At 47.4% G+C, this 22,583-nt stretch carries 20 protein-coding genes; 17 read left to right on the top strand and 3 right to left on the bottom strand.

Features of this window, described 5'->3' with window-relative positions; all coding sequences use genetic code 11:
* Positions 1-146 precede the first annotated feature (146 nt).
* From LACZS1_RS01290 to LACZS1_RS01325, 8 genes are all read left to right on the top strand, one after another.
* Positions 147-1,766 carry a peptide ABC transporter substrate-binding protein gene (locus LACZS1_RS01290; RefSeq protein WP_070652297.1) on the top strand — a complete coding sequence of 540 codons (1,620 nt, stop codon included), beginning with the start codon at positions 147-149 and terminating at the stop codon, positions 1,764-1,766.
* 292 nt (positions 1,767-2,058) lie between these two features.
* Complete coding sequence (locus tag LACZS1_RS01295; protein WP_070652298.1) at positions 2,059-2,847, top strand: hypothetical protein; 789 nt, start codon at positions 2,059-2,061, stop codon at positions 2,845-2,847.
* Between the two features lie 3 nt (positions 2,848-2,850).
* The gene (locus tag LACZS1_RS01300; protein ID WP_274804394.1) at positions 2,851-3,555 is read left to right on the top strand and encodes a hypothetical protein; all 705 of its coding nucleotides are present in this window, start codon (positions 2,851-2,853) and stop codon (positions 3,553-3,555) included.
* A gap of 45 nt (positions 3,556-3,600) precedes the next feature.
* The gene (locus tag LACZS1_RS01305; RefSeq protein WP_306402892.1) at positions 3,601-4,296 is read left to right on the top strand and encodes a PTS mannose transporter subunit IID; all 696 of its coding nucleotides are present in this window, start codon (positions 3,601-3,603) and stop codon (positions 4,294-4,296) included.
* Entirely contained in the window at positions 4,277-4,951 is a 675-nt protein-coding gene (locus LACZS1_RS01310) for an ABC transporter ATP-binding protein (RefSeq protein WP_070652299.1), read from the top strand. The genes LACZS1_RS01305 and LACZS1_RS01310 overlap by 20 nt, the downstream gene beginning before the upstream one ends.
* A complete protein-coding gene (locus tag LACZS1_RS01315; RefSeq protein WP_070652300.1) occupies positions 4,948-5,415 on the top strand; it encodes a PolC-type DNA polymerase III N-terminal domain-containing protein in 468 nt (155 codons plus the stop codon). The genes LACZS1_RS01310 and LACZS1_RS01315 overlap by 4 nt, the downstream gene beginning before the upstream one ends.
* Positions 5,416-5,473: 58 nt before the next feature.
* Positions 5,474-5,941 (top strand): NUDIX domain-containing protein, encoded by a 468-nt coding sequence (locus LACZS1_RS01320; protein ID WP_070652301.1) that lies wholly within the window; start codon positions 5,474-5,476, stop codon positions 5,939-5,941.
* A gap of 155 nt (positions 5,942-6,096) precedes the next feature.
* Positions 6,097-7,230, top strand: a complete 1,134-nt coding sequence (locus LACZS1_RS01325; protein ID WP_070652302.1) for a baeRF6 domain-containing protein — start codon at positions 6,097-6,099, stop codon at positions 7,228-7,230.
* A 186-nt stretch (positions 7,231-7,416) separates the two neighbouring features.
* Here LACZS1_RS01325 and LACZS1_RS01330 read toward each other — a convergent pair whose 3' ends face one another.
* On the bottom strand, positions 7,417-8,997 hold the full coding sequence (locus tag LACZS1_RS01330) for an ATP-binding cassette domain-containing protein (protein ID WP_070652303.1): 1,581 nt from the start codon (positions 8,995-8,997) through the stop codon (positions 7,417-7,419).
* Between the two features lie 94 nt (positions 8,998-9,091).
* Between LACZS1_RS01330 and LACZS1_RS01335 the strand changes: the two genes are divergently transcribed.
* On the top strand, positions 9,092-9,958 hold the full coding sequence (locus LACZS1_RS01335; protein WP_070652374.1) for a helix-turn-helix domain-containing protein: 867 nt from the start codon (positions 9,092-9,094) through the stop codon (positions 9,956-9,958).
* Positions 9,959-10,123: 165 nt separating this feature from the next.
* Here LACZS1_RS01335 and LACZS1_RS01340 read toward each other — a convergent pair whose 3' ends face one another.
* Positions 10,124-11,974 carry an FAD/NAD(P)-binding protein gene (locus LACZS1_RS01340; RefSeq protein WP_070652304.1) on the bottom strand — a complete coding sequence of 617 codons (1,851 nt, stop codon included), beginning with the start codon at positions 11,972-11,974 and terminating at the stop codon, positions 10,124-10,126.
* A 144-nt stretch (positions 11,975-12,118) separates the two neighbouring features.
* Here LACZS1_RS01340 and LACZS1_RS01345 point away from each other — a divergent pair, with 144 nt between their 5' ends.
* The 5 genes from LACZS1_RS01345 (at position 12,119) to LACZS1_RS01365 (ending at position 17,062) form a co-directional block, all read left to right on the top strand.
* Positions 12,119-13,480 (top strand): FAD-dependent oxidoreductase, encoded by a 1,362-nt coding sequence (locus LACZS1_RS01345; protein ID WP_047106565.1) that lies wholly within the window; start codon positions 12,119-12,121, stop codon positions 13,478-13,480.
* Positions 13,481-13,490: 10 nt separating this feature from the next.
* On the top strand, positions 13,491-14,123 hold the full coding sequence (locus LACZS1_RS01350; protein WP_049169060.1) for an LVIS_2131 family protein: 633 nt from the start codon (positions 13,491-13,493) through the stop codon (positions 14,121-14,123).
* Between the two features lie 263 nt (positions 14,124-14,386).
* The gene (locus tag LACZS1_RS01355; RefSeq protein ID WP_070652305.1) at positions 14,387-15,700 is read left to right on the top strand and encodes a TPM domain-containing protein; all 1,314 of its coding nucleotides are present in this window, start codon (positions 14,387-14,389) and stop codon (positions 15,698-15,700) included.
* Positions 15,701-15,845: 145 nt separating this feature from the next.
* Complete coding sequence (locus tag LACZS1_RS01360; RefSeq protein WP_025013497.1) at positions 15,846-16,688, top strand: sulfite exporter TauE/SafE family protein; 843 nt, start codon at positions 15,846-15,848, stop codon at positions 16,686-16,688.
* Positions 16,688-17,062: a DUF1634 domain-containing protein gene (locus tag LACZS1_RS01365; RefSeq protein ID WP_010489898.1), complete on the top strand. Its 375-nt coding sequence runs from the start codon at positions 16,688-16,690 to the stop codon at positions 17,060-17,062. The genes LACZS1_RS01360 and LACZS1_RS01365 overlap by 1 nt, the downstream gene beginning before the upstream one ends.
* A gap of 80 nt (positions 17,063-17,142) precedes the next feature.
* On the opposite strand, the gene LACZS1_RS01370 is transcribed toward LACZS1_RS01365, so the two are convergent.
* Positions 17,143-18,768 carry a gamma-glutamyltransferase family protein gene (locus LACZS1_RS01370; RefSeq protein ID WP_070652306.1) on the bottom strand — a complete coding sequence of 542 codons (1,626 nt, stop codon included), beginning with the start codon at positions 18,766-18,768 and terminating at the stop codon, positions 17,143-17,145.
* A 222-nt stretch (positions 18,769-18,990) separates the two neighbouring features.
* Here LACZS1_RS01370 and nikB point away from each other — a divergent pair, with 222 nt between their 5' ends.
* The 3 genes from nikB to LACZS1_RS01385 all read left to right on the top strand — a co-directional run bounded on the left by nikB (position 18,991) and on the right by LACZS1_RS01385 (position 22,552).
* Entirely contained in the window at positions 18,991-19,929 is a 939-nt protein-coding gene (gene nikB, locus LACZS1_RS01375; protein WP_047106558.1) for a nickel ABC transporter permease, read from the top strand.
* A gap of 127 nt (positions 19,930-20,056) precedes the next feature.
* A complete protein-coding gene (locus LACZS1_RS01380; protein ID WP_047106557.1) occupies positions 20,057-20,980 on the top strand; it encodes an ABC transporter permease in 924 nt (307 codons plus the stop codon).
* A gap of 36 nt (positions 20,981-21,016) precedes the next feature.
* Positions 21,017-22,552 carry an ABC transporter substrate-binding protein gene (locus tag LACZS1_RS01385; RefSeq protein ID WP_070652307.1) on the top strand — a complete coding sequence of 512 codons (1,536 nt, stop codon included), beginning with the start codon at positions 21,017-21,019 and terminating at the stop codon, positions 22,550-22,552.
* Positions 22,553-22,583: the final 31 nt, after the last annotated feature.

Below are 22,583 nucleotides of genomic sequence, written 5' to 3' on the forward strand. Positions count from 1 at the left end.
GCGACTATGCCAGCTACGAGTTGACGCGATAAGTGACAAAACCGTGAAACAAATGGCAAGAAGTTGTGTAATATCTGTAAAAAATCACTTTACTTTCTCTGAAATCTAATATACTCTTAATGCAATATCATTTTGAGGGTGAGTAAATGAAAGTTAAACGATTAGTTGCAGGAGCCATGATCTTTGCTTCAACCGTTCTTTTGGCTGCGTGTGGCAGCAAGAGTAGTAGCTCAGACACTTTTAATCGAATGGAGAAGGATGTCATCTCCACGATGGACAATGCCCATATTACGGACGTTGTCAGTGGGCAGGCGGCAGTCGATACCGGCGATGGTTTATACCGGTACAAGGGTAAGAAACTTCAGGCTGCGGTCGCAACCAAAGTGGTGAAGCCGACTAACAATGGTCTGACGTATACATTTAATTTACGCAAAACCAAGTGGAGTAACGGCGATCCGGTGACAGCTAAGGACTTCGTGTTTGCTTGGCGGCGCGCGACCGATCCTAAGACCAAGTCAGAGTATGCTTATCTGTTCTCAGGCATCAAGAACGCTGACGACATCACGGCCGGTAAAAAGGCACCTTCAACACTGGGTGTCAAAGCTGAAGGCAATTACAAACTTGTCGTAACCCTGGATCATCCAATACCTTACTTTGGCACGATGATGGTCAACCCGGTCTTCTTCCCGTTGAACCAAAAGACAGTTGAAAAGTATGGCAAGAAGTTCGGGACGCAAAGTAAGTACCTTGTCTTTAATGGACCGTTTAAGTTGACTAACTGGAATGGTACCGGTAATTCATGGGATGAAGTGAAGAACGATTCATACTGGAATGCCAAGCAGGTTAAGTTAAAGAAGATTCACGTTCAGGTTGTTAAGGATTCCAACACAGCCGCTAACCTGTACTCAACCAAGAAGCTTGACGATGCTGTTCTAACTGGTGAAATTGCCAAGCAGCATAAAAATGACAAGGATTATGTCGGGGACAAGCAGGGCCGTACCACCTACTTGGATATGAACGAAGACAAGGTTCCTGATTTCAAGAACACGAAATTGCGTCAGGCGGTTTCCATGGCGATTAACCGGAAAGAGCTTGCTGAGAAGGTTATCGGCGATGGCTCATTCGGTATCCCGACCATCACACCGGAAAACTCAGGTAGCAACCCGAAGACCGGTGAAGACTTTGCCAAGGATGCAGCCAAAGAATCCGAAACCGTTCAGAAGTATGACCTTAAACAAGCCAAGAAGCTATGGGCTGAAGGCTTGAAAGAAGTCGGTAAAACCGGCGAACAAGTCACGCTGACAACAGACGACACGGATGTTGCCAAGAAGACCGGCGAATATCTGCAATCAGCTTTGGAACAATTGCCAGGTATGAAGGTATCGATTTCTTCCGTACCATTTAAGACCCGGATCCAACGGTCATTGGATGGCAGCGCACAGTTCATCCTTTCCGGGTGGCAGGGTGACTTCCCGGATCCGATTTCCTTCCTGGATCTCTATTCAACGGGCAACACCTATAACTTCAGCCACTGGTCAAACAAGGAATACGATGATCTGCTCAAGGCTTCCAAGACCACCGATGCCAACAATGAGACCAAGCGCTATGATGATCTCCTGAAGGCACAGGTTCTGCTCTCCAAAGAAGCACCAGTCGCAACCCTGTATCAAACCGTTCAAGGACATTTACGCAATCCGAAACTGAAAGGCGAAACCTTCAGTCCGGCCAATATGTATAACTTTGTTGGGGCGTATATGGCGAAGTAAGCTAAAACTTGAAATTGCTCTCTATGCCACATCGGTGAAAACCGGTGGTGTAGAGAGTTTTTTCTTGTCCCTTTTTATCCAAGTGTGAAATCAAGCTGATGTGAGCTTCTACTGATTTTTTGAAAATCAAAAAGAGATAGAACTATTCGCACATATTAATATATGAACTCAAATGATCTTGTTAATAAAAAATGGTTTGTAAAATCAAAGAAAAAATGAGGTAAAAATGATTGAATAAAGTAATACAGAGATTTAACATCATGGTATCAATTGAAGCATGGAGTTGATTTAATTGCTCAACAAGCAGTACTGGAAAACCAAATCAACCATAACTGCTTTCTTAATGGCACTCCTATTTCTTTTGGGGCATATTTATGCCAATCTTGGTTATGATGCCAACGGTGGGAAACAAACAGTGGGGTTCTTTTTTTTCTCGCCATATATGAACTGGCTGCCTGTTGATATTTCTTCAAACATACCGGTTGCATGGAGCATGGCAGCGCCATTGCTTTCAGTTCTTGCAGGTGGGATGTTTGCTGCTAATCAAGGACGTAGCGGTTATGTCAGATTAATGCGCAGCCGATTAAACTTCAAAGCTTATCGACTAAAGACACTCATGATCGGCGGCGCGTGGGGTGCGATCTTACCAAGCGTTGTTTTGATCCTGGATTTTCTTGGATTGCTTGCCATTCATCCCAACATATTGCCAAATCAGTGGCTTAACAACAATGTCGCGATTAGCTATTTGGGATTTGGTGGCAATTTCTTTTACGAACACACTTGGCTGTACATGTTGGGGTGGATTTTGTTAATCGCCCTTTATGGAGCAAGCTACGCAGTCTTCTCCAATTTTCTTTATTTTATGACGGGGAAGACGATCGTCGCATTGCTGGGCTTGGTGGGCCTTCAACTCTTATTGCTAGGTATTAGCATGATTTCCCGCGTGAGCTTAGCGCCAATGACCTATCTACAAATAGTGCCGACAGTTGGTGCTCCCTCGTTGATATATGTCTTGCTGTGGCCTTTTGTTTTGATCGGATTAAGTCTCTTGGCGCTTCGGGTTCCGGCGGTTGAGGTGTGAGCGATGAAAAGAAAAGGAAAGCTATTGGCAATTCGATTTTTACCACAGATGCCTAGACTCGTCTTTATTTTGCTCATGCTAGTTGTCTCATCCGGCTTTACCATCATGGGATTAATGACGGGGCAGTTTCAAAAGGGCTTGTTTGGTGCCAATCTCTCTGTTCAAAGACCCTTTGGCCAAATAATACTTTTGCTGCCAATTGTTGGGGTACTGACATTTTTGTTGGTGAAGCTGTTGAAAAACACTAGCCTGCTTTTACGAATTGGATCGCGGGTATCGATTGCTCGGCAGATTCTACATGAGCTATCAGTTTATACATTAGCTGTCACAGTCGTTGTATGGGGCATTTGGTTCGGTGCTGTCCTTCTTTTTTCGCAAGTGGGGCAAGGTGTCATGATAATCGCTGCCAATCTTAATCTAATGATGAATGTTGCGACGGCACTTTTTATTGACACGTTGCTGACACTATTTTTCTGTTTGGCATTCAGATCTCAAGCGGTTGGCATTTCGCTTGGATTGGGAGTGATCATTGTTTTTTACATTGCGCCAAGTTTCGGCTTGGATGCGATAACCAATCTTATAACGCCAAAATTAACCCAAGGAGCTATGTGGCCGATTGACATTGTTAAGCAGTGGCTGTTAGTCGTTATTGCAATCGAGCTGATGACGATCACTTTGATGCATATTCGTTTGCCGATAAAGGTGTGAAAATATATGAAGAGACGGTGGGTAAGAAGGCTTTTACGAAGGCGATTGAGCATAGCGTCGGTTATTTTCCTCGTGCTCTTAATGGGATCGCTAGCGCTGAGTTTCCAATATCGGCAAAGTGCGATACTTCGTCAAGTGCACGATCCGGTCATGATGGCCTTTATCGGAGCAACGCCGGATCGGTTTGCCAGCAGTCAAGTGCTATGGCTATTTCTCTGGGTGGGGTTTATGACCTTGCCGATTTTTATCAGTGCAGGGGTGACGAATGCTTACCAAGATGGCCTGTATACTTACGTTAGCTTACGCATCCGACCGCGGCTTTCGGCATATTTATGGCCGCTTAAACAATTACTGCTTATGGAAGTGGGTTTCTTGTTCATGATGGGAGTAGTTCTTGCAGTCGTTGTGCCTTTTATTTGGCCGGAGCAACGTTTCTTTGCAGCTGGTTGGTTCACATTGGTCGTCGTTATGAGCCAAGTGTTGTTGGTGATTCTTGAAACAGTTGTCGAGGGCTATTTTGGGGTTGTGATCGGTGTCGTGAGCACTTTGGTTGTTGTTTTCCTGAGTTTTCTGCAGGTTCCCTTAATGCCATTACGATTTGCCATCGGGAGCATGCTTGCAACGAATCACCAATTGCTAAATGTGCTTTGGTATCAGATGGTTTTGATTCTTTTACTCATACTTATTCAAGTTTTTTATATGCCGGGAAGGTGGGGATGCTATGTCACAGAGCGTAGATAAGCCAAAGATTCGGGTTGATATCGTTCATTTAGCGGTCTCGATTAAACGAAAAAAGATCCTTGATGACATTTCGCTTTCTTTTGTTTCGCCGAATATTTATGGCATTGTTGGTCCGAACGGCACAGGCAAGTCGGTTTTTCTTAAAGCATTGCTTGGCTTTATTCGATTAGCCAGTGGCAGTGTGAAAATCAATGACGTTCAGATTGATCCGCGCCGCGATTTTCCAGTCAGTGTGGGCGCAATTATTGAACATCCGGGTTTTATCAACGATATGAATGGCCATGATAATTTATTGGCACTTGGCCAAATTCGGAGTGATCTCACGGATGCAGATGTCCACGCGGTGATGGTGAAAGTGGGTTTGCCGGATGATAAAAAGCCGGTGTCAGACTATTCATTAGGCATGATTCAGCGATTGGGTATTGCCCAGGCAATCATGGAGGATCAACAACTGATTGTGCTGGATGAACCGACCAATGCGCTTGATCGAGAAGGGATTGCCTTCCTGACAAAGCTATTAAAAGAACTGCGAGATCAGGGCAAACTAGTGTTAATTGCCAGTCACGATCTTCTTTGGTTACAAACATTGGCTGATCAGACGTTTGAATTGACGCATGGTCAGCTTCATAAAATCGAGGATGTGATGCAAGCATGAGTACATCGCAGCGGCGATTTTTCCGACTCGGATTTTTGGCGGTTATCATGCTCCTTATCGGCTTATTTTCGTGGCGTTACCACACAATTAATACTAAAGTAGCGCATCCGGCAGTTAGTGTGAGGACGCTGAAGTTACCGGCTAAAGTTGGCTTAAATCAAAAGACAGCTGTACTTGAAAAGGTTGAGGCAAGGGTTGTACACGGCAAGTGGCACGTGCAGTTACATTTTGATCAACCCCTTGCCAAACAAAGCATCAAACATATGCGCTTTCAAATTGAGCAGCAACGTCAGGGGAGAAAAGTCGCCAATGAATCAATGGTAAGTTTGAGTCGGAATAATAAGGTGCTTACCATGACGGATTCCTATTACAGTCAGGCTAAGTTTAATCGAGTGGTTATGGTTACCTTGCCACACGCGCTGCACTCGCAAAATCAGGTGCAGCTTGTGCCGTTTGAAGCTTAAGGCGTATAGCTGCAAAATTGTTGTCTGCGGGCACCGATTTCTGAAGGGATGTGATAGCTTGGTTCAAGAAAAGGATGATCTTCGATTTCAACTAAACCCCCATGCCAAGTTTGATGTCCGGGCTGCGGTTTTATTAATTCACGACGATCAGGTTTTGGTGACGCTTGAAGCGACGAGCGGTTTTGCGATTGTCCCCGGTGGTGCCGTGAAGTTTGGCGAGACAGCTGCAGAGACTGCTGTGCGCGAAGTTTATGAGGAATTACGGCTGAAAGATGTGCAGCCGTCTCTGGTGGGTGTGCTTGAATCATTTTGGGAACAACCGGAGCAAACTTATCAGCAGTTAATTCTGGTGCATCGATTTGAATTGTCGTCAGAACAGGCCGAAGCCATCGTTTGGCAGGAAGGCTTGCAGGGTCAATGGTTGTCATTTTCAGAGGCGTCTCGGCGAATGCGGCCGCGTACGTTGGCTGAATTTATGCGGCCTAGTGAGACGTTTTTGCATCTAGTTGACCATCACAAAGAGTGACACAGTGTCACCGCCCTTATGGCGCATGCCTCTCCGGCTAGCTTTACAAGCAGCATCAATTATAAAATGTCTAATTAGAGGTGCTTACTTTGCCTTTACCTGCTAACCTTGATACGCTAAAGGTAGGCTACAGGCCGGAAGGGAGTTGCATTTTGATGGATATAACGACTAGACCGACGTTGCAGCAGTTTTTAGCAGACACGAAGCAAGGCCCTTATGTATCACTGTATCTATCTTGGCCGGACAATACACCGGTTGAGAAATTACGGATTCGGTTTAAGAATATGATGAAGCATGTCAAAGCGGTGATGGGCGAAACCTATCCGAAGACGGATTTCGCGCCATACGCTGCTGAGCTTGAACCGTATGAACAGGATCCGATGTTTTGGCAGACATGCGAGACGAATGGTATTGGTGTGCTGACAAACGGCACGCAAACGTATGTTACCCCAATGTATGAAACCGTTGATGATGTGGCGATGGTCACCGAGTTGCCACAGATTCTGCCGTTGATGCTGGATGAGGCGACCGCGACGGATTTCGATATTCTGGCGCTTAATGCCGACAGCATCAAGCTTTACCATAACCACGGCCATCAGGTGCGATCGGTGTCCTTGCCGGATGACGCGCCCCAGACGTTGACAGGGACGCTGGGCACCGAGATTCGTGGCGGCGAGTTAAACAGTGTGCCTCAAGGTGGCGGCCATGTGACGTATCACGGCCACAATGACAAGTCCGCTGAAAAGGCCAGCGATCAACGCCGCTTTTATCAGGCTGTCGATCAGTATTTACTCGTGCATTATAGCAATCCGAACAAAATGCCGCTGGTCCTGATGGGATTAGCCGAAAATGTGGCGGTCTTTCGGGAGATTTCCAAGAACCATCATTTATTGCCGAAGCTTGCAGTGATGAAAAGCCCGGCAACACTTGATTTTGTCGAATTGGATGATTTGTTGGCGCCAATTCGCGAAACACTACGCGATCGGCGACGTCAGCGTTTTGCTGAGACGATCGAAAAGGCGCGGAGTAATGGCAGTTACACCGAGGAACTGACCACCATTGTCACGGCAGCATTGCGTGGTCAACTTGCCATGTTATTTGTTCAGGCGGGCGCCCGGATTCATGCCCGACTTGACGGCGAGCGAATCGAGCGTGACTCCAAAGTTGCTCAGCACGCCAACTTATTAAACACATTGGCAGATATCGTGATAGGCCATGGCGGGCAGGTCGTGGTATTGCCAGAGGAACAACTACCGGCCAAAGTCGGGGCAATGATGCGTTACGCTTGAGTTTGTTTCGGCAAAGATTAGGCGTACGACTAAGCAAAAAGACAGACGCTCATATTTCCAAAATTATTTGGAAATGTAAGCGTCTGTTTTACGGTTCAGTTAGTGAGCCTAAGTCAAAGTGGAAATGCCAGGAGCATTGGGTTTACTGTATGGATCAATTCCTGTATATTGCATGATCTTAGCCTCCTAAGCTAATTCGAGTGTTCCAGTCAATTGTGCTTTTGTCTTAGGCGTGAGGTGATGCGTGATCATGATCACCGTGAGATCTTTTTCGGCTAGCAATGCATCTTCAATGGCTTGAGCACTTTCGTCGTCAATACCAGCTGTGACTTCATCGACAATCAAGATTGGTTTCCGAAATGATAAGGCGCGTGCTAGTGCTAATTTTTGTCGTTGCCCACCAGATAAGTTACTTCCATGCTCGTGGATATTCGTACTCAAACTGGTGAATGTGTTGATGCCAAGAAATTCCACGATTTTATTGAGTGTATTTGAAGCGTTAGATTTTCCCAATGTTATATTTTCTTGCACACTCTCATTGAAAATATATGATTTTTGATCGACAAGTTCGATTTTTGCATTCAGCGTTGATGCTGGAAGTGAGTTTAATTCTAGATCGTCAACGTGGATAGAACCGCTGTAATTAGTAAGTCTGCCACTCATCAGGTTGATAAGTGTTGATTTGCCAGTTCCACTTTTTCCGAGAATGGCATACTTACCGCCTTTCTCGAAGCGGTAAGAGATATCCTTGATGACAGGCTTTTCGCCATAATTGAAAGAAAGATGGTCAACCGTGAGTGCGTTTTTAAATGAGTCATCTTCGAGAGAGGGGGCAGGTTCTTTTGAGGAAGTATCTTTATGAAGCAATACTGTAACAGATTTCATCTGAAAGATACCTTGAATCATACCTGCGAGATTGTTGAAGACGGTGCCTGCCAACGAACCACTAGATGAGATGACACCGACTGTAAAATAACCGCCGACAACTAACAAGCAAGTTAGTGCCAAAACAAGCATTTGTGCGGTTACATTGACACCACTGATCAGCAAATTCACCAAGCCGACATTTTTGGTGTAAAGAACTTTCTCTTTTCCCTGCTGATCGGAAGCAACAGCCAGCTTATGTGTAAAGGCGTTGCCAAGATTGTGGCTGAAAAACACAGAGAATCCGCCAATAATGTCATCCGCTTTTCCTAGGAAAGAACTATTGGCAGTTGCAAGCCGATTAGTCTCTCTGGTCATGATTTTAGAGAAGAACTGGGGGATAGTCATTGTGAGAAGTCCCAAAATAATAGCGGCCAGTGCCAAACTGTAATGATAGAAAGCTAACGACGTAACGGCAAACAGCAACGTTGTAACATTGCCTAGCAGTGAGAAGAACGCATCTAAGCCATTTTGTTCGATCATATTGACGTCATTTGTCAACCATGAGACGTATTCATTATGGTTGACTTTCTTGTATTCAGGAATCGATACAGTGCTGAGTCCGTCTGCAATGTCAGTACGCAACTGATTCGTTACCTTACGGATAATTTGGGCCTTCAGTACTGAATTCACGTAGCCAATGGTTAGGGTAACGCCCCAGATGGTAATGGTGGACAGCAGCCAAAAGACGACACCATTAAAGTTTTTGTTGATGAGTTGATCGGTCAAAGGCGCAAGGGTTAGTGAGCTAGCCACTTTTCCAAGCGACTCGATTAGAATCAGCAGTGTGGTTAATAGCGTCAGCGCCTTTTGTCGCGATAGTAAGCTGATAGTTGGTTTCATGGTGATCGCCTCACATTAATTTGATGGCCCTAGTATATGTGGTAATATGATGCCAACAAAAAATGTTTCAAATATGAAAAAGCAGGGGAGCATCATGGAAAAGATTGGCGAAGTTATTCATATTTTTCGTGAGAACAAGGGAATGAGCCAGGCGGAGCTTAGTGACGGGATTCTTTCGAAGGCGCAGTTATCTAAGTTTGAAAGGAATTTAACCCAGATTTCCGCTGATAAGCTTCTGGCACTTCTTGAACGCTTACACGTCACATTTGCCGAATTCGGTAATGCTCTAGCTATTCAGGAGAATCAGTACGAGCAGTCGATATTGGAAGACATTACCAAGGCAATTGTCAATAACAACGGGGGCCAAGCTGCACTGGTAGAAGACAGGGCTGAAGCGCATTTCAAGAAGCATTCAGGAAAATATAATCGGCTCATTTTGATTATGGTTAAAGCAATGATTGCCGATATGAATGGTGAATCACTCTCAAAAGCCGATGTCAGTTTCTTAGCAGATTATCTGTTTAATGTGGATGGTTGGACTCGATTCGAACTGTTGCTTTTCGGAAATACGTTGTCAGTTATGCCGTTAGTAACCGTTAACCAGCTGGCGCGGGAATTAGCTTCTCAAACTAATGAGGCTTTGGAAATACACCAAAATCTGCAACTTAATATAAGCCTTTTATACAATGTTGTACTATTAAACTTAACGGCTAAGGATTTAAAAATGGCCAGGCTTTTTCTACGCGTTATGAAGAACAGTCATATTGAGGACAACATGATGGCTGAACGATTTTTGACCACACTTGCAGAAGCACTTTGCGCATACTGTGAAGAACCGTCCCCCGAAAATAAAGAGCGTGTCGAGAAGATCGTGGAGATTCAGAAAACCCTTGGGTCAACAAGTTTTTTTGTTGCATTCAAAAGACAGGCCGAAATGTTCATAAATGAAACGACACCTTAAATAACGATATGCGTGATAAAATTCAAATCGTTTTAAAAATGTGCTGCTTCGATCCGACTTGCGGCTTCTAAACGTGCCGACTCGCGAATACTACAAAGGCTCAGGCATCCAAAATGTGCGGATGCCTGAGCCTTTTAGGTTATTTGTAAAAACTTTGAACTGCGATCACGAACCCGCCCCAGCAAAAATCGCCTTCACAATCTGCTCCGCGGTTTTTAAACTCACATCGTTGACGAGCGGGCGCGGACTGGCAGTGGTGAGCCAGTGGACGCCTTCCGTTGGGACACCCCAGAAGAAGAGACCGGCTTGGGGCTGTTCATTGGCGTCGAGCAATTGCTGAGTCTGCCTGTCGACGGCGATCGCGCCTGACTGGAAACGTTTGTCGGCATTGAGTTGCAGTTCATAAGGATGCGCATAGCCGTCATGCAGCAGTTGCCGAACGAGCGGATCTTGCGCGGTTGGGGCGTTGACGGCCGGAACCCGTGCTTCGAGTAAGACCTTAGCTTGCAAGGAGAATTTTGGATCGCTTGGTGTTTTTAAAAGGAATTGACCGTCGATGCCTTTAATTTGCATGCCTGGTGGTAGGATTGTGACGATGCCTGCACCGATTAGGGCCTGCAGTTGATCGATCCGCATCGCCGGTGGTCCGATCGATAGAAAATCGTTCAGTGAGTTGAACCAGCGCAAGAAGAAGTCGAGATACTGATCCTGACTAAAGAGGCCGCGTTCGACAAATTGGCGAATGGGATCGCGCATGTCGCGTAAGACTTCCAGTGCACTGGTCAGCGGACCGGTTTTCGTGCCGCGCATCGCCTCGCGGGCATCTTGTCGGAGATAATGGCGCATGAAGTCTTGGTAGGGTTGGCCACTGGGATGGGCTTTGATCGGATCGGCGAGCACATCCCAATCGAGGCGGTCTTTAGCGGCGATCGGTAAGGTGCCTAAAGTCGCAACCGGGTCCGCGAGAAAATCATGTTCAAACGCGGTCTCGTCAATGTCGGGATAGCGTTGCGGTAACAGGAGACGATAGTAAATCAACTCGGCTTCATGCTTTAACGCGTCCCAGAAAGTCTGGCCGCTCACTTCACCGCGGGTCTGCCAGGCATTGATTTGCTCAGGCGTTAAAAATTGCGGCTCCCATTCCTCACCCGGGCCCTTTTGATTGTGGCCTTTAGCGCGATATGGAAAACCGCGCCGCGAGCCGGCAAAGATGTGCGGCTCGCGACCACTCGGGTGATAGGCGAGCAAGCCATCTGCCGTTTTCTGAAACCGCCCGCCGCGACCTTCTGTTAACCGACTCATTAAATCAAAGAAACTCAAGCCGAGTCCCCGAACGATAACCGGCGCTTGCGGTTCGATGTTGCTGAGGTCGCCTTCTTCCGGGAAGCCCGGTTCCAGATAAAATAGCTTGTGCGCTTTGGCATAGTCGTGTAAGGCTTTTTGATCGCGCGTCAATGAGTTCTTTAAATTCCCCAGTGCCATGACAACTTGATCGGTTTGCCAGCTTTCCTGGTCGGTTGTGATGGTAAATCCGGGATCTTTTTGGTCTAAACGGGTCACCGTTTGTTGTTTGTAGGTGATCGTATTTTGACCGGCCTGGGCGCGTAGTAAGTCGAAGAACCACTGCTGATACACGCCGTAAAGTGCGCGGGAAGCGTAGCTGTTGGGTCCGAGACTGGCAGCTTGGCGTAACAAAATTGCCCGATTATCCAGTTCAGGGTGGGCATCCAGATAGCCTGCCGCGATCGTCAGTGCCCAAGTGCTCAGATCGGGTCCGGTGATAAATGGCCCGACGTCAGTGACGCTCTGATCCGTAAATAAGGTAATTTGCGAAGCAGCAGTGTTCATAATTAAATTAGGATCCTGATTGATTTTCCATACTCGGCCGCCGATTGGATAAGGGTCAACCAGTACGATATTAAGCCGGCGCTTGGGGTAGCGGGTCGGTTGCCAACTAAGCAGCCGACTTAAAAGCAGCAAGCCACGCGGGCCGGCACCGATAAGTGTGATGTGCATATTGAACTCCTTTTATGAATTGACCAATTAAGAAGCAACAAAGCTATTATACTTGGAAGCGTCGCAAAGCCGTTAGCGACTTGCTTTAGGTTTCGCCCTTTTCGTGTCATAATGTTTGTATTGATAATCTAGAAGGGAAGGCAGATGCTGATGAAAGTTGTCGTTGTGGGCTGTACGCATGCAGGAACTGCGGCAGTGCGCGAACTTTTAACGAGACACCCGGAAACGGAAGTGGATGTTTTTGAACGTCGCGAAGACATCTCCTTTCTTTCTTGTGGCATTGCTTTGTACCTTGAAGGAACAGTTGGCCGGCTGGAAGATATGTTTTATGCTACCCCGGCTTCGCTTGAAGCGCTTGGCGCCAAGGTGCACGTCCATTTAAAGCATGACGTTTTATCGATTGATGCAGCTGATCATCGGGTCGTGGCCGAGGATCTGGCGACCGGCCAGCAGCAACATTATCAGTACGACAAGCTCATTATGACCACGGGCAGTTATCCAGTGATTCCGCCGATTTCCGGTGTCAGTATTCCGCGGGTCTTGATGTGCAAAAGTTATGATGATGCCCGCAAGATTAAAGAGAGTGCCAAAGATGCCGACAAAATTGCCATTGTTGGCGGTGGGTATATCGGCGTTGAATTGGCCGAGGCCTATAGCCGCAACCACAAACAGGTCATTTTGATCAATGGCGTGTCGCCGCTGTTGAGCCACTATGTTGACTTGCCGCTCAGTAAGGAAATTGCTTCTGTGTTGACGAAACGCGGCGTTGAACTCAAGACCAATACGATTGCCAGACATTTTGACAGTGATGCCAAGCATGTCTTCATTCAGACGGATCAAGGGGAGATTCAGGCCGACTTGGCGGTGGTTTGTGTCGGTTTTCGTCCGATGACCGAATTGCTGGTCGGACAGGTTGAGATGAATCCGGATGGTGCGATTCATGTGAATGATTATATGCAAACCAGCAATCCGGATATTTATGCTGCCGGTGATGCCGTTGCCGTTCATTTTAACCCGACTGGTAAAGATGCTTATGCGCCGTTGGCAACGAATGCCGTTCGCCAAGGAAAAATGGCCGGTGCCAATATTTTTGGCCAGAATATCAAATATATGGGAACACAGGCGACCAGTGCGTTAAAATTGTATGATCATAGTCTGGCGGTTACCGGACTCACACTTGCCCACGCCAAGCGTAATCATCTGCCGGCAGCCAGTGTGACCATGACGGATGATTTTCGGCCGCCATTCATGCCGCATACGGTCAAGATTACGATGGTGCTGGTCTATGATACGCGCGATCGCCGGATTCTAGGGGCACAGTTTTATAGTGAATATGACATTGCCAATGCGGCGAATCTGATTTCGGTCATGATTCAAAATCGCAATACGATTGATCAGCTGGCCTATGTCGATATGTTGTTTAATCCGAATTATGATAAACCATGGCATTATCTTAATTTATTAGGCCAGTTAGCAGTGATGCAGGCAGATAACGCAAAGGTGTAGGGGGAAAATTATGAACGCGTGGAATCTTATCGGACTGTCAGCGTGGGTGATCTTAATTGCCTACTTCATCTTCATCGTCTGGCACATTCGCCGGCGACATATTAAAGCGATCGTCAAATCCGGTCGCCAAGTGCCGGCTTCGGTGGTGCTGGTTGATCTTGCGGAAGTAGCCGTGCTATTCCTGGCGACGGCCGGGTTGGTATGGGCAAGCTGGTTGCGGCCTATCGATTACCGCGATAGTCACGCCGTCACCATCAGCCATAGCGCGCAACCGCTGATCTTACAAACAGGCGACGAGCATTCCTTCTACGTTCGGGTCCACACCGGTAACGGTAAAAATCCGATCCTCTACTACACTTACTGGACGGAAGGCGCGAAGTATGAAAACAATAGTCATAACGCGGAAGTCAGCTCAGGCGCCCAACCGTTAACGCCGCGAGCTGCCGCCTATCCGTGGTCGAAAAAGTATCTGAAGCGACTTGATCAAACTGCGGACCAAGCCTATGTGGCGACGGTAACGGCACGTTACCAACCGGGTTTTCTGAATGGCCTGGGCATGCACGTAGGCCATATTGCTGACCGGTTCTCGATTCTGCGGGTTCCTAATGATACGTTTGTCGAGATTGATCCGGTCGAGGATTAAGGCGAACAGAAACAATCTGATCGTTTGATGCAAAATGTTGCGTCAGGCGATTTTTTTGTGAGCGCGAGCCAGCCCGGTTAAAAACGGAGTGTAGGTTTCAAGGTCCTTACATGCAGGTTTCTGGGCTGGCGAGCGCGTTATGGCCTTTTAAATTGAACTGACTAAAAATTCAGCAAAACCTGATGCTTAAGTGAATGGTTCGGTATTCAGCACATGGTATGATGAAACCATTCACAATCCGATTAAATGAAGGAGGCGAGGGGATGCATCGGCACAGCTGGTGGTTGGTACCCCTAATGTTATTGCTGGGATTCTGCGCTGCAACGCTGCAACCGGTTCAGGCGAGTTCAGGTAAATGGTATCGCGATCAAGGGGCGATGATGGGGCCTGAAAGTCACCGGGTTTTAAACGAGCTAAATGACCAGACATTTGCCAAGGTAAAAGGGCATCCGCAAATAGCGGTCATAACGGTGGCGTCGTTGCATGATGATGACATTGAAGATTATGCTAATGACCAGTTTGCGAAGGCCGGCGTCGGCAAAAAAGACTGGGAAAATGGGCTATTGTTGGTGCTTTCCCGCAATGATCACAAGTATTGGCTGGAAGTCGGTTATGGTCTGGAAGATGTCGTACCAGATGGCAGCGCCGACGAGATTGTGACGGACAGCGTTAAAAAGCAGCTCAAGGCCGAAAATTATGATCGCGCCATTGCGATGTTCTTGACCAATATCGGGAAGCGTGTCGTTGCTCACCAAAGTGCGATTACAACGCCAACTCAAATTAAGATCAAACGCGCACGTGCTGCGGCAATCAAGCAGGCGCTGATGATTGCGGCACTGATTGTGTGTGGATTAATGGTTCTTTTCTTTTTGGTGCATGCTGCCATGAATGCGCGGTTGCATGACGCGATGAGCGACCCCGGGGCGATGGCAGCATTGCCGATTTATACAGCGGTGATGACTGCCGGCATTAAGTTGCGGATGGGTTCAGCTTCCTTGCCGTTATTTCGCTTTGCTTGGGCGCATCACCAATTACGCGTGATCGGAATGGCTGGGCTAGCGCGACGAAGGTTTGAATCCTGGACGCAGGAGATTCGGTTCACGACGCCACATCCATATTGGTACTATCACAATCTTCAAGGGGCACTCCGGGAATTGTCAGATCAAGAAATCGTCAACGCGCCCACCATAACGGCACTGGCTGATTTGCTGAATCCGGCCTTAACGGATCGGTTAGTAACAGGCAAGCCGTACGAAACAGCATATGCAACATGGCTCAGCGGGCAAAAAAGCATCTCCAGTCAGGAAGCCGACACAACATGGACGAAGTTTCTTGAAAACGTGAAAGCAACGGATCATTTTTCGGATAAAACTTTGGCAGCAACGTTTTCGGCCATACTTTTCCATATCCGTCATCCAGACAAGGATCAGCACTTAGATCAAGATGACTTACCGCTGTGGGTGATGTCTGATTTTGGCTCTGGATCAAGTAGTGGCGGAAGTGGCGGATCCGACAGTTTCGGCAGTGGTTTTGGTGGCGGATCCAGTGGCGGCGGTGGTTTTGGTGGCAGCTGGTGACTGATGAATCGGTGAAGCGTGGCGACCCGCTTTTTGAAAATAGCTTGAAAATCACATATCACGTGGGCTAACATTAGAAAATACAAACAAAATGGTGTGTGGTTTTAACTGCCATTATTTAACGCATGAAAACGGGGCTAGATAAATGGAGCAAATACTATTGTTAATGGGCACCGGTTTGCTTGGCGGCATTCTGGGTGCGGTGCTTGGCATTGGCGGCGGGATGATTATTACGCCGATTCTGACGATGCTAATGGGTTTGCCGATTCAATATGCGATCGGAGCCAGCATCGTCTCCGTCATTGCCACGAGTTCAGGGGCGACGATTGCGTATCTTAAAGATGAAATGCTGAACTTACGTGTGGCGATGTTTTTGGAAATTGCCACGACGGTCGGCGCAGTTTTGGGCGCGATTGTTACCGGGCTTGTGGACGGCAAAGTGCTGTACATTTTATTCGGCGCGTTATTGATTTTTTCAGCGTTCAATATGATTCGCAAAATGCGGATGAAAGAAGACGAAGCGCGCCAGACGACACCGGATGAAATTGCGACCAAGTTGCGCTTGAACGGGGCTTATTTTGACAAGGCCACCGGTAAAGAAGTCAATTATACGGTGACCAATGTACCGGGCGGTTTTGCGATGATGTTTGGCGCCGGTATTGCCTCCGGTCTGTTAGGGATCGGCAGCGGCGCGTTTAAGGTGATCGCGATGGATACGATCATGCACATGCCGTTGAAGCCTTCCAGTGCGACCAGCAACCTCATGATGGGGGTTACTGCGGCGGCCAGTGCAACGGTTTATTATTTTGGCGGGCAGCTGCAGCCGCAAATTGCAGCGCCACTGGCCATCGGGATCCTCATTGGCGCGACGGTCGGTTCCCGCGTGATGCAGATTCTGCCGACCAAGGTTTTGCGCATGATCTTCATTCCGGTTATTGGCTATATGGGCATTCAAATGGCGCTTAAAGGATTTGGGGTGTCAATCTGATGGACAATAAACTTAAAACTGAAATTGATGATGTCGAAATTATGATCGGCAAGGTCATGCAAGTTGGCGTCATTTTGTCGGCGGTGGTCATTGTTTTGGGGCTGATTTTGCTTATTGCGACCGGGTCGACCGGGTATCCGGCAGGCGTTCACCCGACGCGGGTTGGCGCTATTTTGAGTGGAACCTTCGCTTTAAAGCCTTACGCTGTGTTAATGACAGGCATTTTTTTGCTGATTTTGACCCCCGTTTTGCGGGTGGTAGTTTCAATTTATGCGTTTGCCGTGGAACATGACCACCTGTATGTATGGATTACGACTGCCGTGCTGATTATCTTAATCGGTGCGATGACGATTGGGTATTTGGGCAATCGTTAAGTCGTTAGCAATCACACGAAAAAAGAGGGATTTCAGCCCACAGACATTTTTGCCTGCGAGTTGAAATTCCTCTTTTTGCGTTACCAAACCGCCATAGCGCCATCTGTTCGCGATTCGGACCCGCCAACATAAGTTTGGGTTTCGGGATTGCGCCAGATGACTTGTCCGCGACCAAAAACATTGGGTTCGGGTTGAACAACGATCTGATGTCCAGCCGCGACAAGTCGGTTAACGGTCACGGCTGGCACTTCGCGTTCGACCTGGACAGTTTGATCATGCATCCATTGCCAGCGCGGGGCATCTAACGCGGTTTGCGGGTCAAGGCCGAAATCAATGGTGTTCATTAAAACCTGCAGATGCCCTTGTGGCTGCATGAAACCACCCATCACACCAAACGGTCCGATTGGGGTCCCATTTTTGGTTAAAAAGCCCGGGATGATGGTGTTGATCGGGCGTTTACCACCTTCAAGGACATTGGGTGACGCGGGATCGAAGGAAAAGTTGTTACCACGGTTGTTCAAGGCGATGCCTGTGCCGGGCACCACGACACCAGAGCCGAAGCCCATGTAGTTGCTTTGAATCATGGACACCATATTGCCATCCCGATCGGCAGTTGCCAGATAAACGGTTCCGCCACTTTGCGGGTCACCAGCTTCAGGTGGTCGGGCCGATTCACCGATCAGCGCGCTGCGGTTGGCGAGGTAATCCGCTGCAAGCAATTGATTCGGATCAAGCTGCATGGCCCGCGGGTCGCCAGCAAATTTAAAGAAGTCGGCAAAAGCTAACTTAATCGCTTCAATCTGGTGGTGGACGGTGTCAAATGAATCCCGGTTGGTAAAATGCCAACCCTGCAATAACCCCAGTGCTTCTAACGCCACCACACCTTGACTGTTAGGGGGGAGTTCCAACACGTCATAGCCATGATAGTGGAGCTTTAGCGGCGTCACCCAAGCCGGCTGATACGCCGCTAAATCATCAGCCGTTAAATAACCGCCATTCTGTGACGCAGCTGCAACGATTTTTTGGGCCAAGGTTCCTTCATAGAAATCGCGCGCCTGTGTTTGGCCAATGCGTGTCAGAGTATCGGCCTGTTCCGCAGATTGCCAAACTTCACCGGTTCGTGGCGCATGGCCATTTGGGCAAAAGGTTTTGAACCATTCGTCAAAAATCGCCGGATTGGCCGCCTCTTTTTGTGCTTGGCGGTAATTTTGCGCAGCGCGTTCCCAAAAATAAGCGATGGTTTGTGACACAGGATAGCCACCTCGTGCATACGTGATGGCTGGCGCTAAGTCCTCAGCCAAGGAAAGCTGGCCAAACCGTTCAACCATCGCTGCCCAAGTCGCAGGTGCACCTGGAACATCAATAGAAGTCCAGCCAAATTTAGGCATTTCCGTTAAACCAGCAGCTTGAAGATCTGCCACGTTGAGACTTTGCGGCGCCGGACCGCTGCCATTGATCCCATATTGCTGACCGTTAATGCTGATAATCGCAAATGCATCACTACCAATGCCATTGGTGGTGGGCTCGACAACGGTTAGACAGGCAGCGGTCGCTACGGCTGCATCAACTGCATTGCCGCCTTGTTGCAGAATCCGCAACCCGGCTTGAGCAGCTAACGGCTGGCTGGTACCCACCATGCCGTACTTAGCATAGACTGACTTGCGCGAACGCGGGTAAGGATTGTTAGGGTTCGTGAAAAAGGACATCGAATCGCCTCGGTTTTGTCGAATATGTAATGTGAAATATAGGTCACAGAATATCACAATCTAAATCTAATGTTAAATGCTTGCCATACCAGCAATGTAGGCGTGTCAAGTCACGGGTCACTTTTTAACATTTTTTATTTTGGTTATTGACATTAAGACAATCTAATTCTAACATTCAATTTTAATAAAGCTATTATTATTTTTATACGAGGAGGCAAGCGCATGGGTCACTTCATTTTGAAACGGATGCTGCAACTTGTACTGTTATTAATTGGTGTATCGTTCATTGTTTTCTTCAGCATGCACCTAGCGCCCGGCGATCCGGCGCGAATCATGGCCGGACCGGCGGCAACTAAAAGCGATATCGCTGCGTTACATAGGAGCTTGGGGTTAGACAAGCCAATTGTGGTGCAATATCTTGACTGGATTGGTAAAGTCTTGCACGGCAATCTCGGCACGTCATATCAAACATCCCAGCCGGTAACCCAAGCTATTCTCAGTCGCCTCCCAACAACGATTAAATTAGCAACAGCCAGCATGGTTCTGGCATTGATAATCGGCATTCCACTGGGGATTGTTGCCGCCATTAAGCACAATACTTGGATTGATTTTACCAGCACGACATTATCACTCCTCGGTGTGTCCATTCCTAATTTTTGGTTAGGAACGATGCTGATTTTGATTTTCGCCGTGATGTTGCACGCGTTGCCAATTGGCGGCATGTCGATGCATTGGTATACGGTCGCTGGTCTAAAAGAATTAATATTGCCAGCGATTGCGCTGAGTGCAGGCTCGGCTGCCTTAATCGCACGCACGACACGAGCTACCATGCTTGAAGTGCTGCAGCAAGATTATGTGCGGACAGCAAAAGCAGCAGGTTTGCGGCCCTGGAAAATCATCTTAACCCACGAGTTTCGTAACGCCTTGATTCCGATTATTACCGTTATCGGTATCAACTTTGGCACGTTATTAGGTGGAACGATTGTGACTGAACAAGTCTTTACCATCAACGGTGTCGGCCGATTGATGATCAATGCCATCTCAGCTCGCGATTTCCCGGTTGTACAAGGGACCGTATTGTTCATTGCTACAATATTCGTTCTGGTCAATCTAGTCGTCGATATTATCTACGCCAAGGTTGATCCAAGAATTAGCTATTGAACTAGGACATAGGGCGACGCGTTCAGAAGCTGGGGAGTCAATGCTTTAGGCCATCTTAACAGCGACCTTATTGCAAACTTCCGGCTTTAAATGCAACGAACTAGCAAACAAGCAAGGGAGGTAGAACATGGAACGAAATATCTCAGCTGCATCAAGTGAATCAGTCGCTACAACAAGTGAAAGTAAAGCCCATGCGACTAGAGAATCCGAGGCACGTTTTTTGCGCGTTAAAAGATTACTGCACAATAAACTTGCTGTATTCGGGCTAATTGTCATAACGTTGATGATTTTAGTAGCAATCTTTGCTCCTGTGCTGGCGCCAGATAGTCCTTACAAACAAGATCTGATTACCGGAAAGAATCTTGGTATCGGGGCGCCGGGTCATCTGCTAGGGACAGACAACTATGGGCGCGATCTTTTATCCCGCGTGATTTATGGAGCACGTATTTCCTTGGGAGTTGGTTTTTCGGCTGTAGCGATTGGTCTCAGTATTGGTGTTGTGCTTGGTTTGATCGCCGGTTATTTTCAGTGGCTGGATGGTCTCATTATGCGGTGCATGGATGTTCTTTTCGCATTTCCCGGAATTTTGTTGGCGTTATTGATCATTGCCATTTTGGGGACTGGTATTGGGAACATTATTATCGCCATCAGCATCTGGGCCATCCCCACTTTTGCTCGTATTGTCCGTGGCAGTGTTCTAGCTGTTAAAAACGAAGAATATATCACAGCACTGAAATCGGAGGGTGCCCGCGCGCCACGCATTATCTTTAAACATATTCTGCCTAATTGCATGGCACCAATTATTGTGAATGCAACGATGCGCCTAGGATCAGCTATTCTATCAACCGCAGCACTCAGCTTCATTGGGTTAGGTGCTCAGCCACCTTCACCTGAATGGGGCGCCATGATTGCCGAGGGCCAGTCGATTATGTGGGATGCGCCGCAAGTGGCTGTTGTCCCCGGGATTGCAATTATGCTAGTGATCTTTTCGTTTAACGTTTTTGGTGACGGCTTGAGAGATGCCTTAGATCCAAACGCTAAAATTCGCTAAGTCGAGATGATGAGCGTTAAGTTGGAGGAAATGTGCATGACGAAAAAAACAAGCAAATGGCTTTTAGTTTCTGTATTGACCGCTTTATTGATGACATTGATTGCATTTGGAACCGGTCCAACCAACGTGACGGCAGCAGCTGGGCGCACGTTGGTTTATGGATCAACGGCTGATCCTAAGGGGTTATCACCGCTATCCACGGCAGACACGGTTTCATCAAATGTTATTCAGCAAGTCTATGAAACGCTTTTTCGACAAGATGCTAAAACGTTAAAGGCCAAACCGTGGTTGGCGAAGTCCTATGAACGTAAAAGCGCAACTGACTGGATCATTCATTTGCGCACAGGGATTAAATTTCAAGACGGTACGCCATTTAATGCTGCCGCAGTGAAGTACACGTTTGACCAAATGAAAGATCCTAAACGTGCCGCCCCGCGCGCCTCGTTACTCGAACCGATTGCGTCGACAACTGTCGTTAATGACAGCACTGTCGAAATTAAGACCAAATATCCGTATGGCCCATTTTTGGCGATGCTAAGTCATCCCAATGCCTCGATTGTTAGTCCGACTGCTGATAAAAAAGGAAAACTGAATACACATCCGGTTGGCACTGGGCCATTCAAATTTAAGAGCTGGACAACTGGCGATAGCGTCAAGTTAGTACGCAACACAGATTATTGGGGCAAAAAGCCAAAGCTGGCAGGTGTGACGTTTAAAACCGTTCCGGATTATGCCACCGCGGTTTCGATGTTACAAACTGGTAAAATTCAGTTACTCGACAATGTGACATCGGATTACTTATCGCGAATCAAGTCGCTGACAAATGTAAAGCTGACAAACAAAGCCGGAACGCCAATGCGATATTTTGGCTTTAATATGCAGTCTAATCCAGGTAAGAATAAGAAGTTCCGACAAGCTGCTGCTTATGCAATTAATGCCAAAACATATGTCGCCCAGTTAAACGGTTTGGGAACCTATAATCCTAGCCTGATTGGGCCTGAGCTATTTGGCTATAACAAGAACGACAAGAAAGCTGCGACCACCTATAACCTGAAAAAGGCGAAGGAATTGGTTAAAGCAAATGGTTTTAACAAGAAAACTTATACCATTCTAGTCGGTAACCAGCCGGCTTATGTGCAAATGGCGCAAGTCGTTCAGCAGCAACTGGCAAAAGCCGGCATCAAAGTCAAAATTGAAAAACAAGAGTGGGCAACCTATCTGACAACGCTAGCGTCAGGAAAGTTTGAGATGACCTTCTCCGGGTGGGCGAATAGTACAGGTGATGCAAGCGAATTGTTTTATCCTAACCTTGATTCAAAGAATATCGGCAGTTCCAATTACATGAAGTACAGCAACAAACAATTTGACGCCGAAGTTGAGAAATCACGAGAGACGTTAAATACCTCTGAACGTAAAAAGGCTTTGAGCGCAGCGAATAAGATCGCCATGAAAGATATACCGTGGATCGTAATGGATCACAATTCCGTTGCAGTTGCGCAAGCTAAGGATCTCAAAGGCGTGACTGTCTTACCAACAGGCTTGTGGTATTTAGGCGGAGCTTACTTCAATTAGTCTAAAGTCCGTTAAGTTGAATGTGTCTATC

This window comes from Lacticaseibacillus zeae subsp. silagei (assembly GCF_030770335.1).
Taxonomy (GTDB): domain Bacteria; phylum Bacillota; class Bacilli; order Lactobacillales; family Lactobacillaceae; genus Lacticaseibacillus; species Lacticaseibacillus zeae.